This is a genomic window from Micromonospora phytophila (genome assembly GCF_023656545.1).
In the GTDB taxonomy this organism is placed as follows: domain Bacteria; phylum Actinomycetota; class Actinomycetes; order Mycobacteriales; family Micromonosporaceae; genus Micromonospora; species Micromonospora phytophila.
In genome coordinates this window covers 1-10,355 of record NZ_JAMOKF010000197.1, presented here as the reverse complement: position 1 = coordinate 10,355, position 10,355 = coordinate 1, and the positions used below count along the sequence as shown (strand labels likewise).

Annotated in this window: 11 protein-coding genes; 4 read left to right on the top strand and 7 right to left on the bottom strand. The window is 73.5% G+C overall.

Annotated features, from left to right (window positions below):
- Positions 1–234 precede the first annotated feature (234 nt).
- Positions 235–444, top strand: a complete 210-nt coding sequence (locus NCC78_RS20910; RefSeq protein ID WP_250796439.1) for a PspC domain-containing protein — start codon at positions 235–237, stop codon at positions 442–444.
- A gap of 175 nt (positions 445–619) precedes the next feature.
- Here the strand turns inward: NCC78_RS20910 and NCC78_RS20905 are convergent, their stop codons facing one another.
- The 7 genes from NCC78_RS20905 to pdxH form a co-directional block, all read right to left on the bottom strand.
- Positions 620–1,384: a DUF4230 domain-containing protein gene (locus NCC78_RS20905; protein ID WP_250796438.1), complete on the bottom strand. Its 765-nt coding sequence runs from the start codon at positions 1,382–1,384 to the stop codon at positions 620–622.
- Positions 1,385–1,483: 99 nt separating this feature from the next.
- Positions 1,484–2,644 carry an acyl-CoA dehydrogenase family protein gene (locus tag NCC78_RS20900; RefSeq protein ID WP_250796437.1) on the bottom strand — a complete coding sequence of 387 codons (1,161 nt, stop codon included), beginning with the start codon at positions 2,642–2,644 and terminating at the stop codon, positions 1,484–1,486.
- A 35-nt stretch (positions 2,645–2,679) separates the two neighbouring features.
- On the bottom strand, positions 2,680–2,985 hold the full coding sequence (locus NCC78_RS20895; protein ID WP_250796436.1) for a type II toxin-antitoxin system VapB family antitoxin: 306 nt from the start codon (positions 2,983–2,985) through the stop codon (positions 2,680–2,682).
- 189 nt (positions 2,986–3,174) lie between these two features.
- The gene (locus NCC78_RS20890; RefSeq protein ID WP_250796434.1) at positions 3,175–3,777 is read right to left on the bottom strand and encodes a nitroreductase family protein; all 603 of its coding nucleotides are present in this window, start codon (positions 3,775–3,777) and stop codon (positions 3,175–3,177) included.
- A gap of 12 nt (positions 3,778–3,789) precedes the next feature.
- Positions 3,790–4,719 carry an aldose 1-epimerase family protein gene (locus NCC78_RS20885; RefSeq protein WP_250796433.1) on the bottom strand — a complete coding sequence of 310 codons (930 nt, stop codon included), beginning with the start codon at positions 4,717–4,719 and terminating at the stop codon, positions 3,790–3,792.
- A 52-nt stretch (positions 4,720–4,771) separates the two neighbouring features.
- Entirely contained in the window at positions 4,772–6,067 is a 1,296-nt protein-coding gene (locus NCC78_RS20880; protein WP_250796431.1) for an MFS transporter, read from the bottom strand.
- The gene (pdxH, locus tag NCC78_RS20875) at positions 6,064–6,693 is read right to left on the bottom strand and encodes a pyridoxamine 5'-phosphate oxidase (protein ID WP_250796440.1); all 630 of its coding nucleotides are present in this window, start codon (positions 6,691–6,693) and stop codon (positions 6,064–6,066) included. Before pdxH ends, NCC78_RS20880 begins: the two co-directional genes overlap by 4 nt.
- Positions 6,694–6,980: 287 nt before the next feature.
- Here pdxH and NCC78_RS20870 point away from each other — a divergent pair, with 287 nt between their 5' ends.
- The 3 genes from NCC78_RS20870 to sepH form a co-directional block, all read left to right on the top strand.
- A complete protein-coding gene (locus NCC78_RS20870; RefSeq protein WP_250796430.1) occupies positions 6,981–8,087 on the top strand; it encodes a citrate synthase 2 in 1,107 nt (368 codons plus the stop codon).
- Between the two features lie 252 nt (positions 8,088–8,339).
- The gene (serC, locus tag NCC78_RS20865; RefSeq protein WP_250796429.1) at positions 8,340–9,467 is read left to right on the top strand and encodes a phosphoserine transaminase; all 1,128 of its coding nucleotides are present in this window, start codon (positions 8,340–8,342) and stop codon (positions 9,465–9,467) included.
- Between the two features lie 186 nt (positions 9,468–9,653).
- Positions 9,654–10,355: septation protein SepH (gene sepH / locus NCC78_RS20860; protein WP_250796427.1), on the top strand; the 702-nt coding region annotated here is incomplete at its 3' end.

The window sequence follows — 10,355 nt, the reverse complement described above, 5'->3', positions numbered from 1 at the left end:
CCGGGCCGGCGTGCCCTGGCGCGGCGCGGAGGCGGCGTCGCCCTGGCGCGGCGCGGAGGCCGGCGTGCCTGGGCGCGGCGTCGCACGGGCGCGAGGCGTCGGCGTCCGTGGCCCGGGTAAAGCACCTACGGGTACACGGGCCGCCGATCCTCCTCGGGACCGAGGGCGGGGTGAACGCCCGTTTCTACCGTTGACGGCAGACGCGGCGGAACGCCGCAGAGTGGGAGTACGACGATGAGTCGCAAACTGGTCCGCCCTCGTCAGGGGCGCATGCTCGCCGGCGTCTGCGCCGGCCTGGCCCTGCGGTACGGCAGGTCCGCCAACTTCATCCGGCTGCTGTTCCTGCTGTCGCTGCTGCTGCCCGGCACCCAGGTGGTCGTCTACCTGGTGCTCTGGGCCCTGATGCCGAACGAGGACCGCACCTTCACCCGCACCCGCTACTGACCCCACCCTCGGGCGCAGGCCCACCCGCCCCGGGCCATCGAGCCGGGGCGGGCCACGATGATCCACTCCATGTCCCTGACATCGGGCTGACCACCACACCGGGAGAGCCCGATGTTCACGACATCGAGTCGATCACGCCTCAGCGGACGCGCACGGCCCGCCCCGGCCGCCTGTGTCAGGGGGCGGTGTAGGTGACGGTGACCTTCTCGTACCCGAGGGAGCGGAGCAGCCCCTCCAGCATCTTGCGGGTGTTCTCCTCGGCCCGCTGGGTCAGGCCGCTGTCCCGTGCGGCGGTGGTGATCCGCTCCTCGGCGAGCTGATAGACCTGCTGCTGGCGGTTGGGGTCGCCCTTGACCAGGTCGCCGATCCGGTTGAGCAGGCCGCGCTCCTCGGCGAAGACGTAGCTGTTCTCCAGGTCGAGGTTGGTCTTGCCGAGCTGCGGCGCGGGCAGCTTGATCTCCACGGACTTGCCGTCGGCCGATTCGACCACCGCGCCCTCGGAGATCTTCCCGAAGTCGACGTACGCCTCGACGCTGCCCGCTCCGACGAAGAGGGTGCGCTGGTTGAGCAGGAAGTCCGGCACGTTGCGCCGGTCGTTCTGCAGGTCGACGACCACCTGGAAGTTGCCCTCGGCGGCGACGTAGCGGCTGAGGTCCTGGATCGACTTCAGCAGCGGCGGCTGGCTGCGGTCGGCCTGTTCCTTGGCGAACGGGTTGCGGAAGTCCGGCAGGATGCCGGTGGCCTGCACGCCGAGCAGCACCACCACCGCCAGCGCCGCCGCGCCGAGCACCCAGAGCAGGCCGCGGGCCGGCCCACCATTCGGTGTCGGTGCGCCGGGCGCCGGCTCGGGTGTGACGTCCGACCGGGCCTTGAGCGCGTCGCCGGTCGGGTAGCCGGGGAACTCCCTCGTGGGCTCGTTGATGTCACCGTCGCGGGCCATGGCCCTCACCGTCCTCGTCAGACACGTTGTCTGCGAATGACGGTACGGCCCCCGTGCGACAGTCGCTCGTCGAGCGACCCGAACGGGTGAATGCGCAGGTCAGGCGAAGGCGGAGAGCCCGGTCAGCCGCTGCCCGATGACCAGCTGGTGGATCTCCGAGGTGCCCTCGTAGGTCAGCACGCTCTCCAGGTTGTTGGCGTGCCGCATCACCGGGTACTCACCCGACACGCCGTTGGCGCCGAGGATGGTGCGGCACTGCCGGGCGATGGCCAGCGCCTCCCGCACGTTGTTCAGCTTGCCCACGCTGACCTGCTCGGGGCGCAGCTTTCCGGTGTCGGCGAGCCGGCCCAGGTGCAGCGCCAGCAGGTGGCCCTTGCCCCACTCGACCGCCATGTCGGCGAGCTTGGCCTGGGTGAGCTGGAACCCGGCCAGCGGCCGGCCGAACTGGGTGCGGGTGGTCGCGTACTCCAGGGCGGTCTCCAGGCAGTCGCGGGCCGCGCCGAGCGCACCCCAGACGATGCCGTGCCGCGCCTCGGTCAGGCAGCTCAGCGGGGCCTTGAGCCCGACGGCCTCGGGCAGCCGGGCGTCCGCCGGGAGCCGGACGTCGTCGAGCACGATCTCCCCGGTGACGGAGGCGCGCAGCGACATCTTCCGACGGATCTCCCGGGTGGTCACCCCGGGGGCGTCGGTGGGTACGAGGAAACCCCGCACGCCGTCGTCGGTGCGCGCCCAGACGACCGCGACGTCGGCGATCGGGGCGTTGGTGATCCACATCTTGGCGCCGGTGAGCACCCAGTCGTCGCCGTCGCGGCGGGCGCGGGTGGCCATCGACGCCGGGTCGGAGCCGTGGTCCGGCTCGGTCAGTCCGAAGCAGCCGATCGCCTCGCCGGTGGCCATCGACGGCAGCCAGCGCTGCTTCTGCTCCTCGCTGCCGAAGCGCCAGATCGCGTACATGGCGAGCGAGCCCTGCACCGAGACCAGCGACCGGACGCCCGAGTCGCCGGCCTCCAGCTCCAGGCAGGCCAGCCCGTACGCGACCGCGGAGGCGCCGGCGCAGCCGTAGCCGGTGAGGTGCATGCCGAGCAGGCCGAGCTTGCCGAACTCGCGGGCCAGCTCCCGCACCGGCGCCTGGCCCTCCTCGTACCAGCCGGCGACGTGCGGGCGTACCCGGTCGTCGACGAGCTGGCGCACGACGGCGCGGATCTGCCGTTCCTCCTCGGTGAGCGAGGAGTCCAGGTCGAGCAGATCGAGAGCACTCATGGACGCCACCTTAACGAAGGCTCAGGCCAGCTCGTTCACTCGACCGGGCCGGAGAAGACGAACACCCGGGCGTGGATCTGGTTGCGCTGCTGAAGCGCGGCCCGCAGCGCGCGGTGCAGCCCGTCCTCCAGGTAGAGCCCACCGTTCCACTGCACGACGTGCGGGAAGAGGTCCCCGTAGAACGTGGAGTCCTCGGCGAGGAGCTTGTCCAGCGCCAGTTCCCGCTTGGTGGTGATCAGCTGGTCCAGGCGCAGCGGTCGCGGCGGGATCTCCGCCCACTGCTTGAGCGTCAGGTTGTGCTCCGGATAGGGACGCCCGTCCCGGACCGCTCTGAAGATCACGACGGCACGCTCCCCTCCCCGTGGCCGGGCCGACCCAGGGCACCGGGCCGGGTCGCGGCGTGGCGCCGCGACGTGCGGCACCGATGACCGTGCCAGCGTAACCGGCTGCGCCACACCGCGTTCTGCTCCCTGATGTCAGTTTCGCTATCGGTCGTCCGGTTCTCAACCGGACGAACCGCCCGGGACCGGTCAGCTCCACCGGCCCCGGCGGACCACCTCGGTCACCGGACGGCGTCCCCGGCGCAGCGACGGTGACCGGTGGTCCGCCGCGCGGTAACCCACGGTGACCGCACCGATGGGCTGGTACTCCGCCGGCACGCCGAACGCCTCCCGGTACGCCTCCGACCGCTGCGGCGGAATGCCGAAGAAGCACGCCCCCAGCCCCTCGTCCACCGCGGTGAGCAGCATCAGCAGGGCGGCGAAGCCGGTGTCCACGTACCAGTAGGGCACCGGCCAGCGCTCCGCCGACCGGTCCGCCCAGCCCTTGTCCGGTTCCGCGTACCGCTCCAGGTAGGCCGACCGGTTGGCGTGCGGGACGATGATCAGCGGCGCCCGGCGCATCCCGGCCAGCCACCGCTCCCGGCCACCGCCGCCCGGGGTGGCGGCCGCCCAGAACCGCTCCCGGTCCGCCTGCTCCTCCAGCACCAGGAAACCCCAGCCCTGGGCGAAGCCGGCCGACGGCGCGCGGACCGCGTGGTCGAGCAGGCGCTCCACCACGTCGGGCGGGACCGGGCGGTCCGGGTCGTAGTTGCGCACCATCCGACGCCGCCGGACGACCTCGCTGAACTCCATCCGCTCCCCCGCTCAGACCCCGGGCCGTACGCCCCAGACGCCCCGCCAGGCGACGCCCGGCTCGAGCGTGATCACGTCCCGGCCGGAGCGGAACGCGTCCGGCGGGCAGGTCATCGGTTCGACGGCCACCGAGCGACGGTGCCGCTCGCCGGGGAGCGCGTCGCCGGTGAAGACCTGCCACCAGCCGAACTCCCGGTCGGCCCAGAGGTGCGCGCCGGTCGAGCCGTCCGGGGCGGCCAGGCTGACCGCCGAACCGCCGCCGTCGTCCCGGATCACATCACCGAAGGTCATGTCGAGCTGCGCGTCGCCGATCCGGCGCGGGCTGGTCCAGTCGTACTCGGTGCCGGCCACCGGGGTGGCCCCGATCGGCAGCAGCCGCGAGTCCACCTGCAACCGGACGCGGGCCGGCAGCCGCAGCGACAGGTCGTCGACCGCCACCCCGGGCAGCCGCAGGTACGGGTGCACGGAGAAGCCGAACGGCGCTGGCTCGCCGCCGGTGTTCGTCACCTCGTGCTCGGCGCGCAGCCCGTCCGCCCCGACGCTCCACCGGGTCCGCAGCCGCAGCGGCCACGGGTAGCCGGGCGTCGGGGGCAGGTCGTAGCCGACCGTCACCGCGTCCGTCGACTGCTCCAGCAGCTGCCACGGCACCCAGTTGACCAGCCCGTGGATGGCCACCCCCCGGTCCGGCTCGCTCAGCGTGAGCTGCAACGACCGCTCGCCGAAGGAGTAGCGCCCGTCGCGGATCCGGTTCGGCCAGGGGGCCAGCACCTGCCCGGCGCAGCCGGGGCAGATTTCGTCGGCGGCGTACCCGTCGAGGTAGTCGACGCCGTCGTGGCGGTATGTCCGCACCCCACCGCCCACCTCCACGATCACGGCCTCGTGGCCGGCGGCGGAAATGGTCCATTGCGCGCCCGAGGGCGGACGCTGGTCGGGGCTGTTCATGCCCGGACCCTAACTGTTCGCGCCGACGCGTCGCTCGGCGCGACCCTGCCGGTCAGGCCCGCCCCCCGCTCGACCCGGTCGCGCTCCGGTAGCGCAGCAGGGCCGGGAACGCCACCGCGAGCAGCACCGCGAGCGCGGCGGAGAGCAGCCCGCCGCCGATCCAGGCGACCCCGCCGCCGAACCCGGCGGCCATCGCGCCGGCACGCAGGTCGCCCAGGCGCGGGCCGCCGGCGACGACCACTGTGTTGACGCCCTGGAGCCGGCCGCGCATCCGGTCCGGCGCGTAGACCAGCAGCATCGACTGCCGCAGCACCGCGCTGACCAGGTCGGCCGCGCCGGCGACCGCGAGCAGCAGCACCATCAGCCAGAGCTGCCGGGCCAGCCCGGCCGCGGCGACCGCCAGCCCCCAGCCGACCACCGCCACCACCAGGCCGAGGCCCTGCCGGCGCATCCGGCCGATCCATCCGGAGGTGAGGCCGCCCAGCATGGCGCCGATCGCGATGGCGCTGTAGAGCCAGCCCACCGCCGCGCCGCCGCCGAACCGGCTCTCCGCGACCTCCGGGAAGAGCGCGCGCGGCATGGCCAGGATCATCGCGATCAGGTCGATGGCGAACGACAGCAGCAGCACCGGCGTGGTGGCCAGGTAACGGAAGCCGTCGACGATGCCGGCCAGCCCACCCCGACGGACCTCACCGTCGGCCGGGGGCTCCGGGGGCATCGCCGGCAGCCGCACGGTGGCCACGACCAGACCGGTGAAGAGCACCACGTCCAGGGCGTAGGCGAGCGGCAGGCCCCGCCCGGTGCCGAAGGCCGCGAAGATCAGACCCGCCGTCAGGGGTCCGACGACCGACGCGGCGGTGAAGGTGGTGTAGTTGAGCGTGGTCCCCGCGGGCACCAGCTCCGCCGGCAGCAGGCGGGGCAGGATCGCGGTGCGGGCGGGCGAGCTGATCGCGAACGCGATCGAGTGCACGGTGACCAGGGCCAGCAGCAGCACGGGGCTGCCCCCGCCGAGCAGCGCGTGCGCCAGCAGGCCGAGCATCGAGGCCCAGAGCAGCGCCGAGCCGGCGAGCAGGACCCGGCGCCGGTCGCGGGCGTCGGCCACCGCGCCACCCCAGAGACCGAAGACCAGCAGGGGTACGAAGCCCGCGATGCCGAGCAGCCCGACCCAGAACGAGTCCTCGGTGAGCGCGTACATCTCCACCGGCACCGCGACCGCGGTGAACTGGAACCCGAACATGGCCAGCGTGTTGCCGAGCCACATCCGCCGGTACGCCGGCACGGCCAGCGGGCGCAGGTCGATCGCCCAGCGGCGCACCCCGCGCGACCGGGCGTCCTTCAGCTCCGTCACGGCGCCAGCCGCTCGACGGCCCACGTCCCGGGCCCGGTGAGCCGGAACCGCAGCCGGTCGTGCAGCCGGCTGGCCCGGCCCTGCCAGAACTCCACCGACTCCGGCCGCACCCGCAGCCCGCCCCAGTGCGGCGGGGCGGGGATCCGCTCGACGTCGGCGAACCGCTCCGCCGCCGCCCGGTACGCCGCGTCCAGCGCCGCCCGGTCGGGGAGCACCCGGGACTGCGTGCTCGCCCAGGCGCCGAGCTGGGAGCCGCGCGGCCGGACGGCGAAGTACGCCTCGGTCTCCGCCCGGTCGATCCGCTCCACCGGGCCGGCCACCACCACCTGACGCTGCATCGGGAACCAGGGGAAGACCAGACTGGCGTACGGGTTGGCGGCCGCCTCGGCGCCCTTGCGGGACTCGTGGTTGGTGAAGAAGACGAAGCCCTCCGGGTCGTACCCCTTCAGCAGCACCGTCCGCCCGCTGGGCCGGCCGGCGGCGTCGGCGGTGCCGACCACCATCGCGTTCGGCTCCGGCAGCCCGGCGGCGACCGCGTCGGCGAACCAGCGGCCGAACTGGGTGTGCCAGTCGGCCGCCAGGTCGGCTTCGGAAAGGCCCAGGTCCGCGGCGTACTCGTTACGCATGGCGGCCGGGTGCACTGTGTCGCCCGTCACGTTCTCTCCCCTCCCCGTCGACCCGGCCGACGCCCTGCGACGCAGGCCAGCCCGTGCCACCCAGTGTCGCCGACGGATCCGCGCCACCACCGACGGGGGATGTCGCGTGGCGCACAGTCGCAGCGGGTCGCGGATCCGGTTACCCAGCAGGCAAGATGTCACGAACACACATCCCTGAAGGTCGCCTAAGGCGCTCGCCCGGCTGGGCCGGGAGGTGAGCCCGGGCTGGCGCACCGAGCAGATCCAGGAGAAGCGACATGGCCGACTTCAAACCGGGGCTGGAGGGCGTCGTAGCCTTCGAGACCGAGATCGCCGAACCCGACCGCGAGGGCGGTGCGCTGCGTTATCGCGGGGTCGACATCGAGGATCTCATCGGCCAGGTCTCCTTCGGCAACGTGTGGGCGCTGCTGGTCGACGGGCGTTTCGGCCCGGGCCTGCCGCCGGCGGAGCCGTTCCCGGTGCCGGTGCACTCCGGTGACATCCGGGTGGACGTGCAGTCGGCCGTCGCCATGCTCGCCCCGTACTGGGGGCTGAGCCAGCTGCTGGACATCTCCGACGAGCAGGCCCGCGAGGACCTCGCCCGGGTGTCGGTGACCGCGCTCTCCTTCGTCGCCCAGTCCGCCCGCGGCCTGGGTCTGCCGGCGGTGCCGCAGAAGGAGATCGACAAGGCGCAGACCATCGTCGAGCGCTTCATGAAGCGCTGGCGGGGCGAGCCGGACCCGCGGCACGTCAAGGCCGTCGACGCGTACTTCATCTCGGCCGCCGAGCACGGCCTGAACGCCTCCACCTTCACCGCCCGGATCGTCGCCTCCACCGGCGCCGACGCCGCGGCCTGCATCTCCTCCGGCATCGGCGCGCTCTCCGGCCCGCTGCACGGCGGCGCCCCGTCCCGCGTGCTCAGCATGCTGGAGGCGGTCGAGCGCAGCGGTGACGCCGAGGGGTACGTCAAGGGCGTCCTCGACCGGGGCGAGCGGCTGATGGGCTTCGGCCACCGGGTCTACCGGGCCGAGGACCCGCGCGCCCGAGTGCTCCGCCGCACCGCCAAGGAGCTGGGCGCGCCCCGCTTCGAGATCGCCGAGGCGCTGGAGAAGGCCGCGCTGGCCGAGCTCCAGGCCCGCCGCCCCGACCGGGTGCTCGCCACCAACGTCGAGTTCTGGTCGGCCGTCGTGCTGGACTTCGCCGAGGTGCCGGCGCACATGTTCACCTCGATGTTCACCTGCGCCCGGATGGGCGGCTGGAGCGCGCACATCCTGGAGCAGAAGCGGCTCCAGCGGCTGGTCCGCCCGTCCGCCCGCTACGTCGGCCCGGGCTCCCGCACCCCCAGCGAGGTGGAAGGCTGGGACGCCATACCGCACGGCGTCTGACCCGCGTACCGCCGAGGGCCCCGTCCGCGCGGACGGGGCCCTCGCCCGTGCTGTGGCGTACGCCTCACGGCCTGGTGTGGGACCAGCGGCCGGGCCGGCGGCCCCGGGTGCGAGGATGAAGGCCGGCAGTGTCGCCGGACCGGGCTCGGATCCCGGCCCCGCCGTGCGCCGTGGCGCACGCGTCCGCCGTCGGTCCGCGCCCGCCCTGAAGACCGGGCCCGCCCTCGCCCATGCGGAAGGATCTCCAACACCGTGGCTGACGCACCGACCATCCGGATTCCCGACGAGATCAGGCCCGCCGACGGCCGCTTCGGCTGCGGGCCGTCCAAGGTCCGTCCGGCGGCGGTCTCCGCCCTCGCCGACGTGGCGACCAGTTACCTGGGCACCTCCCACCGGCAGAAGACCGTCCGCGACGAGGTCGCCCGGCTGCGCCGGGGCATCGCCGAGTTCTTCTCCCTCCCCGAGGGCTACGAGGTGGTCATCGGCAACGGCGGCACCACCGCCTTCTGGGAGGTCGCGACGTTCGGCCTGGTCCGGGACCGGGCCCAGTTCGCCAGCTTCGGCGAGTTCGGCGCCAAGTTCGCGAAGTCCGTCTCCGACGCGCCGTTCCTCGGCGAGCCCACCGTCCGCAGGTCCGAGGCGGGCAGCGCCCCGACCCTGGTCGCGGAGGCCGGCGTGGACGTCTACGCCACCCCGCACAACGAGACCTCCACCGGTGTCGCCGTGCCGATCGGCCGGGTGCCGGGCGCCGACGAGGGTTCGTTGCTGCTCGTCGACGCCACCTCCGGCGCCGGCGGGCTGGAGGTGAACGTCGGCGAGACCGACGTCTACTACTTCGCCCCGCAGAAGTGCTTCGGCTCCGACGGCGGCCTCTGGCTGGCCCTGATGTCCCCGGCCGCCCTGGAGCGGGCCGGCGAGATCAAGGCGTCCGGCCGTTACATCCCGGCCTTCCTCGACCTGGTCACCGCGATCGACAACTCGCGGCTGGAGCAGACGTACAACACCCCGGCGCTGGCCACCATCTTCCTGGCGGCCGAGCAGACCGACTGGATGAACTCGCAGGGCGGCCTGACCTGGGCGGCCAAGCGCACGGCGGAGAGCGCCTCGATCGTCTACGGCTGGGCCGAGCGGTCCGAGGTGGCGACGCCGTTCGTCACCGACCCGGCGCTGCGGTCCAACGTGGTCGCCACCATCGACTTCGTCGACGAGGTGGACGCCACCGCGATCGCCAGGGCGCTGCGCGCCAACGGCATCGTGGACACCGAGCCGTACCGCAAGCTCGGCCGCAACCAGCTGCGGGTTGCGCTCTTCCCGGCCGTCGAGCCGGCGGACGTCGAGGCGCTGACCCGGTCCATCGACTACGTGGTGGAGCGACTCTAGCGACACCGTCACGGTCGGTGGTCGCCGACGTCCCGGCGACCACCGACCGTGATCATCGCCGCAGCTCAGTCATGACATGCGGGTGTCGCATCCCCCAACCGTGGGCAAGTCAGCGTACGGTAGTGCGAGACGCCACGGTGGCCGACCCGTGGCGTGCGGCCAGCGAAGCGGGACGGAGGCAACGCTATGCGCCCAGTACGCTTCGTCGCCCTCTCCGAGGACGGCCAGGCCCTGGTGCTCGCCGACGAGGTCGGGCGGCTGCTCGCCCTGCCCATAGACGAGCGCATCGCCACGGTGCTGCACGCCGAGCCCGGCGCCCCGCCGCTCGCCGCCGCGCCGACCGCCGCCGACCCGGTGCCCTCGCTGTCCCCACGCGACATCCAGGCCCGGATCCGCTCCGGTGAGTCCGCCGAGGACGTTGCCCGCATCGCGGGCGTCCCGGTCGACCGGGTCCTCCGCTACGCCGGCCCGGTGCTCCAGGAGCGGGCGATGCTCGCCCAGCACGCCCGGCGCACCCGGCTCAAGGGCGCGGAGAAGCCAACCCCGCTCGCCGAGGTGGTCAACGGCCGGCTGGGCCAGCACGGGATCGACACCGAGAAGATCTCCTGGGACGCGTGGCGTCGTGACGACGGCACCTGGCGGATCGTCGCCACCTGGCCGTCGGGCAAGGCGACCGCGCAGGCCATCTGGGACCTCGACAAGACCCGGCAGAACGTCACGCCGCACGACGACATGGCGCAGTACCTGTGCGCCGAGCGGCCCACGCCGATCCTCGGCCAGGAGCCGGCGCCGGAGCGGGGCGGCCACGCGCTGCCCGGTCCGTCGCGTGGCGAGCCGAGCCGCGGCGGGCACGGCCTGCCCGCCGCCAGCGAGCACAGCCGTCAGGGC

Bases quoted from the DNA above. Each gene is read 5' to 3' on its own strand.
- NCC78_RS20910 (WP_250796439.1), top strand. From the start codon at position 235: ATGAGTCGCAAACTGGTCCGCCCTCGTCAGGGGCGCATGCTCGCCGGC.
- NCC78_RS20905 (WP_250796438.1), bottom strand. From the start codon at position 1,384: ATGGCCCGCGACGGTGACATCAACGAGCCCACGAGGGAGTTCCCCGGC.
- NCC78_RS20900 (WP_250796437.1), bottom strand. From the start codon at position 2,644: ATGAGTGCTCTCGATCTGCTCGACCTGGACTCCTCGCTCACCGAGGAG.
- NCC78_RS20890 (WP_250796434.1), bottom strand. From the start codon at position 3,777: ATGGAGTTCAGCGAGGTCGTCCGGCGGCGTCGGATGGTGCGCAACTAC.
- NCC78_RS20885 (WP_250796433.1), bottom strand. From the start codon at position 4,719: ATGAACAGCCCCGACCAGCGTCCGCCCTCGGGCGCGCAATGGACCATT.
- pdxH (WP_250796440.1), bottom strand. From the start codon at position 6,693: ATGCGTAACGAGTACGCCGCGGACCTGGGCCTTTCCGAAGCCGACCTG.
- NCC78_RS20870 (WP_250796430.1), top strand. From the start codon at position 6,981: ATGGCCGACTTCAAACCGGGGCTGGAGGGCGTCGTAGCCTTCGAGACC.